This window comes from Amycolatopsis sp. CA-211722, from assembly GCF_056828465.1.
In genome coordinates, this window is the sequence record NZ_CP184752.1 from 6,940,333 (window position 1) to 6,957,040 (window position 16,708).

A 16,708-nucleotide genomic window follows, 5' to 3' on the forward strand; every position below is an offset into this window, starting at 1 on the left:
CCTGCCCGACCGTAGCGTCTTTCCCATGAACGAAACAGAAAAGTCCGGCGGCACCGTGGTCACCGCTTCCCTCTGGCTCATCCTCCTCGTCAGCGCGGCGACCAACGCCGTCGGTCAGTTCGCGGGGATGGACTACACCTTCCGCATGATCGCCGGTGCCCTCGCGATCGTGTGCATCGTGCTGCTGATCATTCGCCGCCTGGCCCGGCGGAAAGCCTGAGCCAGTCGACCGCCCGCGCCGCGGCGAACCCGATGAACGCGTCCCGCTCCGGCACCCGGGACCGCGCGTCGACGGCGTCGGTGAAAACCCCGACCGCGTACCGGCCGCCATCGGGATACTCGACCACGCCGACCTCGTTGCGCACCGACGGAAGTGTCCCGGTCTTGCCGCTGACGCGGATCCCGTCGTCCGGGAATCCGGACCGGAGCCGGTGCGGCCACACCTGGAGTTCCATCCAGCGCCGGACGTCCGCGCACGCGGCGGGCGACGCGGCCTCGTCCCGCCAGATCATCCCGAGCAACCGGGTGATCTCTTCGGCCGTGGTGGCGCAGCTGTGCTCCGGCTGGAGCGCGCGCAACGCCGCGATGCGCTCCATCGGGAGTTCGGTCAGCACCTTTTCGTCGTCCTCGTAGGAGATCCCGAGGTCCTCGCCGATACCGCGGAGCACCTCCCCGCAGTCCTGTGACACGGTGGTGTGCTCGAAACCGAGGCCGCGCAACGTCTTCTCGGCCGATTCCTTGCCGACGCGGTCGAGGATCAGGTCGGTGGCGACGTTGTCGCTGATCCCGATCATCAGGATCGCGAGGTCGTACCAGGACATCGAGATCTCGTGCCGGAACGTGGCGAGGCCGTACGGGCTCGGCGTGGGGTGTCCAGGCGGGACGGTGACGCGCTCGCCGAGGTCGAGCCCGCCCTCGGCGCCCTGCTTCGCCAGTTCCAGCGCGATCGGAACCTTGAAGACCGACGCCGTGACGACGGGGGCGTGCTCGTCGACGCCGATCCGCCGGGTGCCGTCGATTTCGGCCGCGTGCAACCGGACGCGGACGCCGGCCTCCTTCGCTCGTTCGGTGATCGTTTCGATGACTTCGGACTCGGTCGGCATGGGACTCCTGTCTGATCGAGGCGAGGTGGGCTGGAGCGGTGTTGCGAAAGTGGCTTTCGCAACGTTGAAGGTTGCGAAAGTGGCTTTCGCAACGTCTCCCGGTGGCTCACGTGGCAGGTGGCCATGGGGTCCAGGTGGTCGGGAGCCCGCCGTGTCGCGCCGAACCACCGGACACTCACGAGGCCGAGCTGGATTTCGTTGGAGCGAAAGAGAACTGCCCCGGGTTCTGCGGCACCCAGAACGCCATCACGGCGGTGAGGAACGTCGTGCCGATGAGGAAACCGAACGCGGCGGTGTAGGAGAACGTGTCGGCGAGCCACCCCATCGCCACCGGGGCGACCGCGCCCGCCACCTGGCCGCCGAAGTTCATCACGCCCATGCCGATCCCGGTGACCGCCGTGGGCAGCACCCGCAGTGGCAGGCCGAAAACGGCCATCGTCGCCATGCCGAACACCGCGAGGGCGAGCGTCTCGTAGAGGGTGAACTCCGCGGTGCTGTCCGCGTTCACCATCAAGGTCAGCAGCACCACGGTCACCAGCGCGATCGAGCCGAGGTACCACCGGCCGTGATCGTGGAAGTACCGGTCGAAGAGCCAGCCGCCGAGAATGGTCGTGCCAATGCTGACCAGCATCGGGATCGCGGCCAGGATCCCGGTCTGGCTCAACGACAGCCCCCTCGATTCCAGCAGATAGCTGGGCACCCAGGTGATCATCCCGTAGTTGAGCATGTTGGTGACGCAGAACAGCAGGGTGAACTTCCAGATCACCGGCGACTTCAGCACCTGTTTCCGGGACACCTCCGGGGTTTCGGCCACGTCGCGCGGAAGACTGCTCAGCCGTTCGGGCAATGCCTTGGGCAGGATCGTCCACACGGCGACGCCGATGAGCGCGCCGACCCCCGCCATCCAGAAGAACGTGTGCCGCCAGCCGAGCGCCATCAACAGCGGGCCGACGATCAGCGGCGCCAGGCCGGCGCCGATCCCGCCCGCGGACAGCATCACGCCGGTCACCGTCGCGCGATTGCCGGGGGTGGTCCGTTCGGCGATCGCCTTGAACGAGGCCGCCGGGAAAAGTCCTTGGCACACACCGAAAAGCCCGCGGACGACGAGCAGCATGCCGAAGGTGCCCGCCATCCCGGTCATCGCGGTGAACACCGACCAGAGCAGCAGCGTGACCAGCATCGGCCCCCGCGAGCCGTATCGGTCGGCGAGGAAACCCGCCGGGATCTGGCAGACCATGTACACCAGCGCGAACACGGTGACGAGCCAGCCCTGTTCGGTCTTGCTGAGCTCGAACTCGGCACCGATCATCGGCAGCGCCATCCCGATCGAGAACCGGTCGATGTAGTCGACCGCCCACGCGCACACCATCACCACCATCGTGACGAGCGCCGTCCGGTTGATCCGCCGTGCTGTCCAGGTGTCCTCGTCGACCACTGCCGTCATGGCGCCTCCGCGGGAAACTTCGGGAGAGAAAGGGAGACCGGCGCGAGCGTGGCGCCGATCACTCATTCTGAAACGCGGTCGCCGGGCGGAGTTCGTGCGATCTCACGAACATCGGCCCGTCGTTTCGGGCCGGGAGACCAAGTTCAGTCTTCGGGGGCCGGCGGCCCGGTCCGCGCGTCACGGGGCAGCAGCCGCAATTGCAGCATCGCGGCGAACCGCTCCCCCGCGTCGTCGAGGTCGATGTCGCCGACCTCGGCGAGGCGCCGCAGCCGGTAGCGGAAGGTGTTCGGATGGACGTAGGCCGACGCGGACGCGGCCCCGATGTCACCGAAGGCGTCGAGCCAGCATCGAAGGGTGTGCACCAGTTGTGACTGGTGCTGAGCGTCGTAGGCGAGCAAGCGCGCGACCGGTCCTGTCGCGACGTCGCCTCTGGCCGCGGCGAGGTCGGCCAGCTCCAGCATCAGCGCGTCGACGTGGACGTCTTCGGCGGTCGCGACGCGTCTGGCGCCGCCGTTGGTGAGCAGCACGCGCAACGCCCGGTCCGCGCCGTCGCGGGAGGCATGGAGCCCGGAGGCGTCGAGCACGAGCGGTCCGATGCCGATCGCGGCCGCCGCCCGGCGGCCCGTGCGCTCCAGGAAGGTCGACGCGACCCGCACCGAACGCTCCTGGCAGTCGGTCTGACCGCCGGGCATCGGGAGGATGCCGTAGGCGACGTCGCCGACCAGCGCGACGGCCGAACGAGGCTGGACCGCGCTCAGGTGCATGGCCAGCGCGTCGGCGACCCGCTGACGGTCCGCGACGAGCCGGAGATCGTCCTCGGGGTCGGGTGCGCCGAGCAGGCCCATCGCGAGCACGATCGAGGGCTGGCCCAGCAGCCCGAGCCGGGCGATGGCCTCCGGCGCGCCGGCACCCCCTTCGAGTGCCGTGCTCACCAGGTCCGCGCGCAGCCGCCGCTCGACGTCCGCGCCCGCGCGTAACCGGAGCAGGTGCAACGCGACGAGTTTCGCGGCGTCGATCAACGCCTGGGTGCGCTCCCCGCTGAGCGGTTCCCGGACCGCCGCCCAGATCGAGCCGAGCACCTCGTCGCCGGCGCGGACGGCGAGCGCGACGCGGGGAAGCGCGATGGCCGTGTCGTCGTACCGCTGCGGATCGACGTACACGGGTGTCTGGTCCCGGTACAGCTTCTCGAAGACGCCGTCCCGTTCGAGACCACGGGCGAACCGTTCCGGCACCTGCCTGCCGAGGATCGTCTCCACCCGGGACGGGTCCGCTTCGTCCTGGCGTCCGGAGAACGCGAGAATCCGGTTGTTGCGATCCTCGATGGTCACCGGCGCGTCGATGAGCGCGGCGATCGCGTTGGCCAGCGCGAACAGATCACCCGAAGGCATCCCGCCGAGAGTCTGCGGCGAGACCTCGCCGACGTCCTCCTCGGCGAGAAGGGTCCGGAGCAGGGCGGCGAGCTGCGCCCAGGAAGCGCCGCGCGCGAGCCCGAGCAGGGCGACCCCGGACGACTCCGCGGCTCGCCGGAGTTCCGGCGCCGGGGTGACGGGAGACCGGACGACGAGCGCCGCCGCGCCTCTGGCACCCACGTCGTGCAAGAGGCGGACGACCTCGTCCTGATCCCGCACCCCGACGCCGAGCACGACGGCCCCGCCAGGGATTTCGGATTCGTCGTGCGGATCGTGGATGACCACCCCGCCGAGCTGCTTGCGGGTGGTCCGGCCGACCGCGACCGGCTCCAGGAGCACGTCCCCGAGGTCTTCGAGGACGCGTCCCAAGCTCGTGTGCGGCTTGCTGGGCACCGGTGTCAGCACCCCCCGAAGTTAAACCCGGCGTGGTCGGACCGACCGGTCCGATCCGACCAAATCTAGCCCCGGAATTCGTGGCCCGCTACGAACCGATCCACGCTTTCTCCGTGGTGACCTCGTCCAGCAGGCCGGGAATCGGAGTCACACCGAGCCCCGGTCCGGTCGGCACCGGCAGGTGCCCGGCGTCGAGCACGAACGGTTCGGTGATGTCGGTGCGGTAGAACCGGCCGGACGCCGAAGTGTCACCCGGCAGCGTGAAACCGGGCAGCGAGGCCAGCGCGACGTTGGCCGCCCGGCCGAGCCCGGTCTCGATCATCCCGCCGCACCACACCGCGACCCCGTGCGCCGCGCAGACGTCGTGCACCCGGCGGGCTTCGAGGTACCCGCCGACGCGACCCGGTTTGATGTTGACGATCTGGCACGCGCCGAGCTTGATCGCGTCCGCGGCGGCCTTCGCCGAGACGATCGACTCGTCGAGGCAGATCGGGGTCCGGATACGTTTCGCCAGTTCGGCGTGGCCGAGCACATCCTCCTCTTCGAGCGGCTGTTCGATCAGCAGCAGATCGAACGGGTCGAGCCTGGCCAGCAGCGGCGCGTCGCCCAGGGTGTACGCGGTGTTCGCGTCGACCTGGAGCAGCACGTCGTCACCGAAGCGCTCACGCACCCGGCGGACCGGCTCGACGTCCCAGCCGGGTTCGATCTTCAGCTTGATCCGGACATAACCCTCGTCGAGGTAGCCGCCGACGACGTCGAGCAGACGCGGGATCGAGTCCATGATCCCGACCGAGACCCCGCAGGCCACGGAGTCCCGGGTGGACCCCAGCTCCGCCGCGAAGGACCGTTCGTGCGCGCGGAGTTCGGCGTCGAGGACCGCCATCTCCAACGCGCCCTTCGCCATCCGGTGCCCCTTGAACTTCGCCAGCAAGGGCGTCACCTTGTGGGCGGTCACGTCCTCGGCGGCCAGCAGTGCGGGGATCAGATGGTGCCGCAGCACGTGCTCGGCGGCGTCGTTGTACTCCGACGAGTAGAGCGGCGCCTCCATCGCCACGCATTCGCCCCAGCCCTCGCCCGCCGGGGTCACCGCGCGGACGAGCAGCAGTTCCCTTTCGGACTGGGTTCCGAACGACGTCCGGAACGGGGCCACGAGCGGCATCCGGACCCGACGCAGTTCCACACCGCTGAGTTTCACGACTGCTCCTTGGAGATCACGTACCAGCCGGCACGATCGAAACCGGCGACCCGGGCGTTGTCCGCCATCAGTCCGCCGAGGACTTCGCGTAGGGCGACGCGCCACGCGCTGCCGCGACCCGGATCGGTGCGGCGCAACCGCTCGATGTCGGGCGGGACCGCGACGAGGACGGTCGGCCCGTCGGTGGATCCGATCCTCGGGCCGCCGTCGGGGCCGACCGTGAGCGCCCGCGCCGCGACCAGCGCTTCCGCGTCGACGAGGACCGGTTCACCGGAGGCGGCGGCGCGGACCTCCGGGCTCCGGAGGTCCCAGCCGACCATCAGCCGGTCGGTGTCGCCCGAACCGTTGATGTCGTCCTCCATCGGACCGTAGAAGTCGCGCAGGTAGCCGATCGGGCGAGCGCCGAGTTTGCCGAGGTTGAAGTAGGCGTTGCGCCGCACCAGCGGATCGAACGTCCAGGTGATCACCGAGACTTCCTGCCGCAGTGCCCAGCCGCGCTGGTGCAGTTTGAGCGCGTGCCCGATCCCGCGGCCCGCGCCCGCGTTGGCCACGCCGGCGATATGACTGTGCAGGCTCGCCTTTCCCGGGTTCCCGAAGAAACCGAAACAGGCACCCAGCAGCTCACCGTTCGCGAACGCGCCCGCGACGTAGTTGCCGGCCGTGGACATCGCGCGGAGCAGTTCCGTGCTGACCGGCCTGCCGCCCGGCCCGGACCGCCAGATCGACTCGAACAGGTCGACCACCGCGGCCAGATCGGCGATTTCGGTCAGTTCGCGAATGTCGACGCCCGAAGCCACCGCCGCGGCCCGCGCCGCGGCGACGGCCTCTTCGCGCACCACGGCAGGCGCCGGGCTGTCGGCGTTCGTAGCAAGATTTGTCACGGGGCAATCCTTTCCCCGCACGACGGCCGAGTCACCGTCGTGCCGCACCAGATTCGCCCGCCCGTTTCGTCGCACCGGACGGATCCCGTTTCGCGAGCACGTTCTCCACGAGCGCGGCCAGCAAAGCGGTGCGACGCGGCAGTTCCGCGACGACGACGTGTTCGTGATCCGCGTGGGCCCCGCCGCCGACGGCGCCGAGGCCGTCGAGGGTGGGGACACCGATTCCGGCGGTGTAGTTGCCGTCCGAGGCACCGCCGACCGACGCGGAAACCAGCTCTCCGAGGCCTAGTTCGTCCGCCAAGTCCTGAGCCAGCGCGAACAATCCCGCCGACGACCCCGCTTCGAGCGGCGGCCGGTTGATCCCGCCGGTCACCCGGACCTCGGCGCCCGCCAAGACCGGGCGGAGTTCCCGGATGGCCTGGTCGACGCGGAGTTGTTCCGCCTCGCTCCGGACACGGACGTCCACGGCCACGCGCGCGGCCGCCGGAACGGTGTTGACCGTCGTTCCCGCCGAGACGACGGTGGGGGTCACGCTGGTCCCGGCGTCGGGATCGGCGAGCTCGGCCACCGCGAGGACCTGGTGGGAGATCTCGATACCCGCGTTGACGCCCTTTTCCGGTTCGAGTCCGGCGTGCGCGGCGCGGCCGGTCACCTCCACAAGGTAGTGGGAAACGCCTTTGCGGCGGCACTTCAGCGCGCCACCGTCGGCCGAGGCTTCCAGCACGAACGCCGCGTCGCATCCCGCGGCGGTCTCCTCGATCAGCGCGCGTGAGGTCGGCGAGCCGATCTCCTCGTCGCCGGTGACCAGAATGGACAGTCCGTCGCGATCGGGCACGGTCGCGGCGGCGTGCAGCGCCATCACGACCCCCGCCTTCATGTCGAAGCAGCCGGGTCCGCGCAGCACTCCGTCCCGCACGGAGAACGGATGGGTCTCCAGCGAACCGTGCGGCCACACCGTGTCGTGGTGGCCGAGCAGCAGGACACGCGGCGGTCCGGCGCCGAAGTTCCACCGGAGGTGGGTGACTCCGTCGACGACGATCCGCTCCGGATCCACGCCGAGCAGTCTCCGGCCGAGTCCAGCCACCACCTCGGCGCTGCGGGCCACCGCTTCGTGATCCGACGACGGCGATTCGCAGCGGACGAGCGTCTCGATGTCCGCGAGCAGGTCGCTCATCGCGGCTCACCCCGCAGCGGCTTGCCGGGGAACGCGTCCGTGCACAGATTCCCGTCGGTGACGACCGGGACACCCGAGACGAACAGGTGCCGGACACCGACGGAAGGCCTGGTCGGGTCGAAGTACGTGGCCGCGTCGGTGATCGCGTGCGGGTCGATCACGACGATGTCTGCGTCGGCACCGACGTCGAGCCGTCCCTTGGCCCGTGCCCCGGGGGCGACCTCGTCGAGTACCCGCGCGGGCAGGTAGGAGCAGTGGCGGAACGCCTCCAGCCAGGTCCAGGCCTTGCTCTCGCGCACCATCAGGCGCACCGTCTTGGCGTAGGTCCCGGCCGTGCGCGGATGGGTCGCCCCACCGGGCGGCAGTGGCCATTCGGTGCTCTCGCTGGTGCCGTTCTTCCAGTACACGGGCAGCGCGTCGCTGGCGACGATGGCGTCCGGGAACGCGAGCGCCTGGCGCAGCAGACCGAGGTCGTGCGGGCTGCTTTCGTCGAGGAACTCCAGGATGCAGGGCGCGCCGGGATCTTCGGCGCGCACCTGGAGCAGGCGGCCTTCATCGGCGATGCGCTCCCCCGACTCCAGCATGATCACGCTGGACGGGGACAGTCCCTTCATCTTCAGGCGCTCGGGCGACAGGAAGGCGGCGCCGATCCCCGTGCTGCCCGCCCCGTAGGGATAGGCCTCGACGGTCACCCGCGACCCGGCCGCCCGGCCCGCTTCGAGCGCCGCGAGCACCCGCTCGATCTGGTGGCCGGAGGTGCTGTTCACGTGACAGTGGTGCATCGCGGCACCGGTCTCGGCCGCGACGATCGCGATCTCGGCCGAACCGTCGATCGGTGTCTCCGGGTTCACCTCGACCAGTTCTCGGACGTGGGTGAACGTCGGCGCCCCGGCCTCCTTGGCCAGCCTGGCCAGTGCGAGGAACTCGCCGGGGTCGGTGTCGGGCGCGTAGCCGAGCAGCACACCGACGCCGAGCGCGCCCGCCGCCAGCTCACCGTCCACAAGGGACAGCCAAGCGGCGAGCTCCGTCGGCGACGAAGACCTCTGCCACACCGGGTTCCCGAGTACGGCGAGGCCGCTGTCGATATTCGCGTCGGGCTCGATCCCGGCGAGCACCTGCGCCCGCGCGGCACCCCAGGACGCGGAAAAGCCGTAGTGCAGCGGACGTCCCGCGGCGGCCGCCTCGGCGTAGGCCCGCTCGATCGGCATCAACCCGGCTTCGAGGTCGAGCGCGGTCGTCACGCCGTCCATCGCCTGGAGCCGCTGGCCGGCGATGGTGTGCACGTGGCTGTGCAGGTCGACGAAACCGGGCCCCACGACGAGCCCGCCGACGTCGATCTCCACGTCGCCCGCCTCCGCGGTCAGCCCCTCGCCGACGGCGGTGACCACCCCGTCGGCTACCAGCACGTCGGCCGTGCCGTCGAACCCCGTCGCCGGATCGATGACACGACCGCCACGCAAGAGTGTCCGCATGCTTCGCCTCCTAGGATCGCCTCTTCCCTGGCGACCCTAGGAGGTTTCGGCGGACGTCCGTTCGTACCGCGCGACGAATCCGGCCCCCTCGATCCATCCGCCCACACGAACCCCTCGTGAGTGGTGAGGACGGTTAGAACCGTCCTCACCACTCACGAGCCCTCAGCGGTTCCGGTGTTCCGCGATGATCTCCGCGTACCGGTGCCCGCTCGCCTTGACCGTGCGGACCTGCGTGTCGTAGTCGACCCGCACCAGCCCGAACCGCTTGCTCAGCCCGCTGTCCCATTCGAAGTTGTCGAGCAACGACCAGGCGAAGTAGCCCTTCACCGGTGCCCCCGCTTCAGCGGCACCCGCCACCGCGCCCAGGTGTTCCTCCAGGTAGGCGATACGGTCCGCGTCGTGGATCGACCCGTCCTCGGCGACCTTGTCGTCGAAGGCCGCCCCGCTCTCGGTGACGTAGATCGCGCGGGCCCCGTACTCGTTGGCTAGCCGGTGGATCAGGTCCGCCAGCCCTTGTCCGTGGATCTCCCAGCCCATCGCGGTGGTGGCCGCGCCCTCGACCGGCACCTGGCGGGCACGCGGGGCCGGACCGTCCGGATCGTCCTCGACGATCTGCCGGAAGTAGTAGTTCAGCCCATGGAAGCCGACCGGCGCCGAGATCACCTCCAGGTCGTCCCCGACCACGGGTGGTTCGACGCCGTACACCTCGATCATGTCCGCGGGGTACCCACGGCCGTTCGACGGGTCGAGCCACCAGCGGTTGACGTGCCCGTCCATCCTCGCCGCCGCCTCGACGTCCGCGGTCGAATCCGACGCGGGCTCGATCCCGCTGAGATTGACCACGAGGCCGATGTTGGCGGGCTGGACGGCGTTCGCGGTGATCGCCCGCACCCCGAGTCCGTGCGCGAGCAGGAGATGGTGCGACGCGTGGACGGCTTGCTTGAGATCCTTGACGCCGGGGGCGAAACGTCCTTCGAGGTAGCCGAGCCAGGCCGAGCACAGCGGTTCGTTGACCGTGTTCCAGTCCTTCACCCGGTCGCCCAGCCGGGCCGCCACGACGGCGGCGTAGTCGGCGTAGGCGTACGCCGTGTCGCGCTCGGGCCAGCCGCCCTCCAGCGCGGAAGGCAAGTCCCAGTGGAACAGCGTCGCGAACGGCCGGATCCCGGCTTCGAGCAACGCGTCGACGAGCCGGTCGTAGAAGTCCAGACCGGCCGTGTTGACCGCGCCGCGACCGGCCGGGATCACCCGCGGCCACGCGACCGAGAAGCGGTAGGCGTCGAGGCCGAGCTTCTTCATGATGGCGAGATCCTCCGGCCAGCGCCGGTAGTGATCACAGGCGACGTCGGCGGTGTCGCCGTTCAGGACGGCACCCGGGACCCGGACGAAATCGTCCCAGATGGACGGGAGGCGGCCGTCGGCGTCGACGGCGCCTTCGACCTGGTACGCGGCGGTGGCCGCGCCCCACAGGAAATCGGCGGGCAGGTGCGGATTCAAGGCGGACCTCTCTGTACGGAGCGACGGGTGGGTCATTTCACGGCACCGGCGGTGAGCCCGGCGACGAGATAGCGCTGAAGCAGCAGGAATCCGGCGACCACCGGGACGGAGACGATCAGGGACGCGGCCATGACCTGGTTCCAGTACACCTGGACCTGGGTGGAGTACTCCTGGAGCCCGACCGCGAGGGTCCGCGTGCCCGAATCGGTCATCACCGACGCGAACAGGACCTCGCCCCAGGCCGTCATGAACGAGTAGATCCCCACCGCGACGATGCCCGGCATGGCCGCGGGGACGACCACCCGGATCAGCGCGCCGAACGGCCCGGTGCCGTCGACCATCGCGGCCTCGTCGAGTTCCTTGGGGATCGAGTCGATGTAGCCGGCGAGCATCCAGATCGCGAACGGCAGCGAGAAGGTCAGGTAGGTGATGATCAGCCCGAGCCGCGAGCCGTACAGCACGATGCCGGTGGCGTTGCCGACGTTGACGAAGATGAGGAACAGCGGCAGCAGGAACAGGATGCCGGGGAACATCTGCGTGGACAGCACGGTCATCTTGAAGAAGCTCTTGCCCCGGAACCGGAAGCGGCTCAGCGCGTACGCCGCGAAGATCGCGATCACCACCGAGAGGATCGCCGCCGAGCCGGAGATGACCAGGCTGTTCACGAAGTATTCGGCGAGCGGGATGGTCTCCCAGATGTCGAAGAACGGCTGGATGGTCAGCTTCGTCGGCACCCATTCCCAGGCGCCCTGGACGTCCCCGAGCGGCTTCAGCGACGACGAAACCATCGCGTACAGCGGCACCAGCGTGAACAACGCGAGGAAGCCGAGGACGAATCGGCGGGCCCACGGAACCCAGCGAGGCTCAGACAACGGCGTTCCTCCTGCGTGCGGTCAGTCCCAGGTAGACGGTGCTGACGATCAACAGGAACAGCAGCAACAGCACCGACATCGCCGAGCCGAGGCCGAAGTTCCAGGTCACGAAGGAACTCTGGTAGATGTGGATCGAGATCAGCGACGCCTCCTTCGGCGCGGACGCTCCGAAAAGGACATACGGCGTGTTGAAATCGTTGAACGTCCACAGGAACAGCACCAGCAGCAGCACCTGGTTGACCGGTCGCAGCATCGGCTGGGTGATCGCCTGGAACTGCCGCCACCAGCCCGCGCCGTCGATGGCCGCCGCTTCGTACAGTTCGCCGGGGATGTTCTGCAGCCCGGCCATCACGATCAGGAACGCGAACGGCCAGTTCCGCCAGACCGAGACCACCACCAGCGACCAGAAGCTGTTGTCCCCGATGAGCCAGAAGGAATCGGTGCCCAGCAGATCGTTCACCAGGCCGGTGTCCTTCTGGAACATGAACGACCAGGTGATCACGGCGGCGTACATCGGCAGCGCGTACGGCACCAGGAACAGCGTCCTGAGCAGGCCGCGGCCCCGGAAGTTCTTCTGCATCAGCACGGCGGCCGAGGTGCCGAAGAGCCAGCAGAACCCCACCGAGAGAACGGTGTACAGGACGGTGATCCAGAACGAGCCGAGCAGCGACTTACCCGCGGCCGAGTTGAAGTCCAGGACGAACTTGTAGTTGTCCAGCCCGGCCGCCGGGGCGGACGAGAAGTCCCGGATGGAGAACTGCGTCAGCTTGAAGAAGCTCATCACGAGCCCGGCGATCATCGGGATGAGGTGGACGAGCAGTTCGAGCAGGATCGCGGGCAGCAGGAGCAGATACGGCAGCGCGACCATCCGCCGTCCGCGCCGGACACGCCGCGGCCGGGGCGCCCCGGCCGGTTTCACGGCCGGGGCTTCATCGAGAGCGGTCGGCATCAACCACCGGCCGCGATCTGCTGGTCCGCCTGGTTCAGCTGGTCACGGATCTTGGCGTCGTCGACCGGCTTGCCCGCGGCGACGTCGGCGAACATCGCCTTCATCGCGGTGCCGATCAGGGTCTCGAACTGCGACTCCTGCGGGACCTGCGGCATCGGCTCCGCCGAATTCGCGAGCACGGTCTGGAAGACCTTGACGTCTTCGGTCTGGAACGCCGGGTCACCGTAGGCGTCCTGCACGGTCGGCAGCGATCCGTAGGTCTTGTTGAGCAGCGCCTGCTCCGGTGCCGAAACCATGAACTTGACGAAATCCAAGGCGGCGTCGGGGTTCTTGGTGTTCTTGAAGACCGCCATGTTGATACCCGCGACGAAACTGGTCACCTTCCGGCCGTTCGGCGGCGCGGTGGCGGGCAGCGGGATCGGCGCGACGCCGAGGTTCGCCATGTCCATCCCGATGTTCTTGAACGACCCCGCGGAAGCCTGGTTCATGAACATCGCGGCTTTGCCGTCCGACAGGTCCTTGAGCGACTTGGCGGTGTCGGCGTACTCGGCGTTGGCCGGATCGACGATCTTGTCCTTCTGCATCAGGTCGACGAACTGCCGCACCGCCGCGACGGACGGATCCGAGGCCAGCTGCGGTTTGCCTTCGGGCGTGAAGAACTGCGCGCCATGCTGAGCGCCGAGGATCGCCGCGTGGTGGCTGTTCTCGGTGACCTGACCGGCCTGGAGCGAGAGCCCCCATTGGCCCTTGTCGGGTTTGGTGAGCTTCTTGCCGTCCTCGACGAGCTCCTCCCAGGTGGCTGGTGGCTTGGTGATGCCGGCGTCCGCGAAGAGCTTCTTGTTGTAGTACAGGCCGTATGCCTGGCCGTAGAGCGGTACGCCGACCGGCGGCTGCCCGCTCGCCCCGGTGGCCGCCAGCGACGGGCCGAGGAAGCGCGATTTGCCGCCGACCTTCTCCAGCGCGGCGTCGTCGAACGGCAGGAACGCCCCGGTCGCCTGCAACGAGGCGGACCACGTGTTGCCGATGTTGAGCACGTCCGGCCCCTTGCCGGAAGTGGTGGCCGCGAGGATCCGGTTGAGCAGATCCGTCCACGGGACGACCTCGAGCTTGACCTTGATCCCGGAGGCCTTTTCGAACTTGTCGAGTTCGGGCCGCAGGACGGCTTTGTCGTTGTCGAGACTGGTGCCCTGGTTGGAAGCCCAGTACACGAGCTCCTGGGGAGCACTGGACGCCGTGTCGCCGCCGCCGCACGCCGTCGTGGCGGCGGCCGCCAGCGCCAGGACGAGCGCGGGAGCGATCTTTCCGATTCGCATCGATGGTCCTCGGGGTGAGTGGCCAAGCCGCGCCCGGAGCCTGTGACCCGGGACACGTCTTATTTCAGGGCTTGAGTTAAGCCTTGGCCAACCTTGCCGTCAAGACCTTGAACGCCAATTCGTCCGGCTCTTTCACTCCCCTGTCAGCACAGCGAAGGCTTCGCCGCGGTGGACGGCGAACAGTTCGAGCGCCTTCTCGCCGTCACGGGCACGAAGAGCGGCCGCCAGCCGGCGATGCTCGGCCGGGATGCTCGCGAGATAGCCGTCGGAGCTCACGCCGATCCGGGTCAGCAGGAACAGGTGCACCTGCGACCGGATGGCCTGCCACGCCTCGACGAGCCGCCGATGACCGGACGCCGCGTAGACCGCGTCGTGGAAGTCGATGTCACAGCGGACCATCTCGTGCTCGTCGCGCGCCCGGTCCATCCGATCGACGACCTGGTCGATCACGGCCAGATCCGCTTCCGGCGCGTTCGCGACCACGAGCCGGACGGCCAGCTGCTCCAGGGCCGACCGCAGGCTGTCGAGTTCCGCGACGTCCACATCGGACAGCGTGGTGACGATCGCGCCGCGATGCCATTCGCTGCGGACCAGCCCCTCACGCTCCAGCTTCAACAGCGCTTCGCGCACCGGGCCGCGGCTGACGCCGAGCGCTTCCGAAAGCTCGACCTCGCGCAGCTGCGCGCCAGGCGGATAGGCACCGCCGAAGATGGCGTCCCTGACCCTGTCGGCGACTTCGTCCGCCAACCCGCGACGACGTGCCGGCACCACCCTGCCGGGTTCGCTCATCCTCATCCTTCCGACCGGAACGCCCGATACTAGCCACCTCACACTTTGTCCTAATGTTAACATTGCGACAACCGCCGCTCCCTTGGAAGGATTCCCTGGCCATGACCGTCCTCGATTCCCCCATCCCCCGCTTCCACCTCGCCATGCCGGTCGACGACCTCGCGGCCGCACGCACCTTCTACGGCGAAGTCCTCGGTCTCGAACAGGGCCGCAGCTCCGACACGTGGATCGACTGGAACCTCCATGGCCACCAGTTCGTCACGCACGTCGCGCCGGAGCGGCCGCGGCGGATCCACAACCCCGTCGACGGACACGACGTTCCCGTGCCCCACTTCGGCCTGATCCTCACCGTGCCGGAGTTCCGGAAGCTCGCGGATCGGCTGCGCGCGGCGAACACCTCGTTCGTCATCGAGCCTTACGTCCGCTTCGAGGGCCAGACAGGGGAACAGTGGACGATGTTCCTGCTGGACCCCGCGGGCAACGCCCTGGAGTTCAAGGCTTTCGCCGACGACGCGCAGGTCTTCGCCGTGTGACCGCGGTCCGTGAAGGCCTCCTTGCCTACCTGGCGGGCAGTGAAGGAGGCCTTCACGACCCGCCAGGGTCGCCACTCTCAGCCCAGGTACACCAGCAACCACAACAGCCACAGCGGCCGCGCGTGAAGGCCCCCTTCCCTCGGCTCAGCCGAGGAAACTCGACCTTCACACCTTCCCAGCACATGAAGGCGGGCACGCAATCGATAACCTCCGCATTATCGATCGGTGCCCGCTTTCCGCGTTGATCAAGGTCCGGCACCAGGAGAGAGTGGTCCTGTCAGATCACGAAGGACCAAGGAGACGCCGCCATGTTCGACCCCATCCTGCGCCGAGCCGCCGACGCCGAGATCGTCAGCGACGCGCCGGGCAGCGAGATCACGCTGCTGGCCGACTCGGACACCACCGACGGGGGTTTCACCGCGAACCGCGCGACCCTGAAGGACGGCGTCTTCGGCACCCCGGCCCACTTCCACACCCGCGCGACCGAGTTCTTCTTCGTGCTCGAAGGGAAGCTCCAGGTCCTCGTCGACGAAACCCTGCACACGCTCGAGAAGGGCGACTTCCTCGCCGTGCCGCCCAAGGTGCCGCACGCGTTCGGGCCCGCCGCCGGATCCGACGCCGACGTTCTGGTCACCTTCACACCCGGCATGGCCCGCTTCGACTACTACCGGCTCCTCGACCGGGTCGCGCGCGGCGAAGCCGACCCGGCGGAGATCGCCGCGTCCTCGAAGCAGTACGACAACCACTACGTCGACAGCCCGGTCTGGCGCGCCGCGCGCGGTCAGTGAGCGCTCAGTCGAGGACCGCGGTCGCCTCGACCTCGACGAGGTGCTCGGGCACGTCGAGAGCCGCGACGCCGATCAGCGTTCCGGGCGGGACCGGGGTGCCGCCCAGCTTGGCGGCCGCCCGGTCCACGCCTTCGAGGAACAGCGCGAGTTTGTCCGGCGTCCAGTCCACGACGTAGACGGTCATCTTCGCGACGTCGTCGAAGGTGGCGCCGGCCTCGGCGAGCGCGGTGCCGATGTTGAGGTAGCACTGTTCGACCTGTGCCGCGAGGTCTCCCTCGCCGACAAGGGCGCCGTCGGCGTCCCAGGAGACCTGCCCCGCGACGAAGACCAGTTTCGACCCGGTCGCGATCGAAACCTGCCGGTAGGCGGGGATCTCCGGCAGTCCCGCGGGGTTCACCAGGGTGATGCTCATCCGTACTCCTCTTCGTGGTCACTTGCGGTTACCCAGGAACCGTAGGAGAGTGTGCAACGACCTGGAAGAACGCACTATTTCGTGACTGAGGAACCTCATGGTGACCAAGCAGCTCAACGGCTCGGACGACGCCGATGTGATGCGGGCGGACTCGCTGGCGCGGGAGATCTTCTCCGACGTCGCCAACAAGTGGGCGCTCCTGATCATCGAGACGATCGGCGACCGCACCCGGCGGTTCACCGAGCTGCGGAACGAGATCGAGGGCATCAGCCACAAGATGCTCACCCAGAATCTGCGCATGCTGGAGCGCAACGGCTTGATCGAGCGGACGGTGCACCCCACGGTGCCACCGCGCGTCGACTACACCCTCACCGAAGCGGGGCACGGCCTGCGCGCGACCGTCGACGGGATGTGCGACTGGACCCATCGGTTCCTCGGCGACATCGAAGACTCGCGACGGCGGTTCGACGCGCCCGTCATCAGTTGA

General features: G+C 68.7%; 17 protein-coding genes. 4 read left to right on the forward strand and 13 right to left on the reverse strand.

The features are described from left to right. Positions 1–25: 25 nt before the first annotated feature. A complete protein-coding gene (locus ACOCEP_RS32725) occupies positions 26–220 on the forward strand; it encodes a hypothetical protein (protein WP_482333087.1) in 195 nt (64 codons plus the stop codon). On the opposite strand, the gene ACOCEP_RS32730 is transcribed toward ACOCEP_RS32725, so the two are convergent. The 12 genes from ACOCEP_RS32730 to ACOCEP_RS32785 all read right to left on the reverse strand — a co-directional run bounded on the left by ACOCEP_RS32730 (position 189) and on the right by ACOCEP_RS32785 (position 14,488). Further along, a complete protein-coding gene (locus tag ACOCEP_RS32730; RefSeq protein WP_482333088.1) occupies positions 189–1,103 on the reverse strand; it encodes a serine hydrolase in 915 nt (304 codons plus the stop codon). The genes ACOCEP_RS32725 and ACOCEP_RS32730 overlap by 32 nt on opposite strands. 175 nt (positions 1,104–1,278) lie before the next feature. Continuing rightward, positions 1,279–2,547, reverse strand: a complete 1,269-nt coding sequence (locus ACOCEP_RS32735; RefSeq protein ID WP_482333089.1) for an MFS transporter — start codon at positions 2,545–2,547, stop codon at positions 1,279–1,281. A gap of 143 nt (positions 2,548–2,690) precedes the next feature. Continuing rightward, positions 2,691–4,361, reverse strand: a complete 1,671-nt coding sequence (locus ACOCEP_RS32740) for a PucR family transcriptional regulator (RefSeq protein WP_482333090.1) — start codon at positions 4,359–4,361, stop codon at positions 2,691–2,693. Positions 4,362–4,437: 76 nt separating this feature from the next. After that, complete coding sequence (menC, locus tag ACOCEP_RS32745) at positions 4,438–5,544, reverse strand: o-succinylbenzoate synthase (RefSeq protein WP_482333091.1); 1,107 nt, start codon at positions 5,542–5,544, stop codon at positions 4,438–4,440. Next, entirely contained in the window at positions 5,541–6,425 is an 885-nt protein-coding gene (locus tag ACOCEP_RS32750; RefSeq protein WP_482333093.1) for a GNAT family N-acetyltransferase, read from the reverse strand. Before ACOCEP_RS32750 ends, menC begins: the two co-directional genes overlap by 4 nt. A gap of 31 nt (positions 6,426–6,456) precedes the next feature. Further along, a complete protein-coding gene (locus ACOCEP_RS32755; protein ID WP_482333095.1) occupies positions 6,457–7,599 on the reverse strand; it encodes a M20 family metallopeptidase in 1,143 nt (380 codons plus the stop codon). Further along, positions 7,596–9,071, reverse strand: a complete 1,476-nt coding sequence (locus tag ACOCEP_RS32760) for an amidohydrolase family protein (RefSeq protein WP_482333096.1) — start codon at positions 9,069–9,071, stop codon at positions 7,596–7,598. The genes ACOCEP_RS32755 and ACOCEP_RS32760 overlap by 4 nt, the downstream gene beginning before the upstream one ends. Positions 9,072–9,233: 162 nt before the next feature. Next, positions 9,234–10,565 (reverse strand): GH1 family beta-glucosidase, encoded by a 1,332-nt coding sequence (locus tag ACOCEP_RS32765; RefSeq protein ID WP_482333097.1) that lies wholly within the window; start codon positions 10,563–10,565, stop codon positions 9,234–9,236. A 32-nt stretch (positions 10,566–10,597) separates the two neighbouring features. Next, positions 10,598–11,437: a carbohydrate ABC transporter permease gene (locus tag ACOCEP_RS32770; RefSeq protein ID WP_482333098.1), complete on the reverse strand. Its 840-nt coding sequence runs from the start codon at positions 11,435–11,437 to the stop codon at positions 10,598–10,600. Further along, entirely contained in the window at positions 11,430–12,386 is a 957-nt protein-coding gene (locus ACOCEP_RS32775; protein ID WP_482333099.1) for a carbohydrate ABC transporter permease, read from the reverse strand. The genes ACOCEP_RS32770 and ACOCEP_RS32775 overlap by 8 nt, the downstream gene beginning before the upstream one ends. After that, complete coding sequence (locus ACOCEP_RS32780; RefSeq protein ID WP_482333100.1) at positions 12,386–13,699, reverse strand: ABC transporter substrate-binding protein; 1,314 nt, start codon at positions 13,697–13,699, stop codon at positions 12,386–12,388. Before ACOCEP_RS32780 ends, ACOCEP_RS32775 begins: the two co-directional genes overlap by 1 nt. A 132-nt stretch (positions 13,700–13,831) precedes the next feature. After that, a complete protein-coding gene (locus tag ACOCEP_RS32785; protein WP_482333101.1) occupies positions 13,832–14,488 on the reverse strand; it encodes a GntR family transcriptional regulator in 657 nt (218 codons plus the stop codon). A 101-nt stretch (positions 14,489–14,589) separates the two neighbouring features. Between ACOCEP_RS32785 and ACOCEP_RS32790 the strand changes: the two genes are divergently transcribed. Both ACOCEP_RS32790 and ACOCEP_RS32795 read left to right on the forward strand, forming a co-directional pair. Next, positions 14,590–15,021, forward strand: coding sequence for a VOC family protein (locus ACOCEP_RS32790; RefSeq protein ID WP_482333103.1), 432 nt, complete (start codon positions 14,590–14,592; stop codon positions 15,019–15,021). A 308-nt stretch (positions 15,022–15,329) separates the two neighbouring features. After that, on the forward strand, positions 15,330–15,809 hold the full coding sequence (locus ACOCEP_RS32795; RefSeq protein WP_482333104.1) for a cupin domain-containing protein: 480 nt from the start codon (positions 15,330–15,332) through the stop codon (positions 15,807–15,809). A 4-nt stretch (positions 15,810–15,813) separates the two neighbouring features. Here ACOCEP_RS32795 and ACOCEP_RS32800 read toward each other — a convergent pair whose 3' ends face one another. Next, complete coding sequence (locus tag ACOCEP_RS32800; protein ID WP_482333105.1) at positions 15,814–16,221, reverse strand: RidA family protein; 408 nt, start codon at positions 16,219–16,221, stop codon at positions 15,814–15,816. A gap of 97 nt (positions 16,222–16,318) precedes the next feature. Between ACOCEP_RS32800 and ACOCEP_RS32805 the strand changes: the two genes are divergently transcribed. Continuing rightward, on the forward strand, positions 16,319–16,708 hold the full coding sequence (locus tag ACOCEP_RS32805; RefSeq protein ID WP_482333107.1) for a winged helix-turn-helix transcriptional regulator: 390 nt from the start codon (positions 16,319–16,321) through the stop codon (positions 16,706–16,708).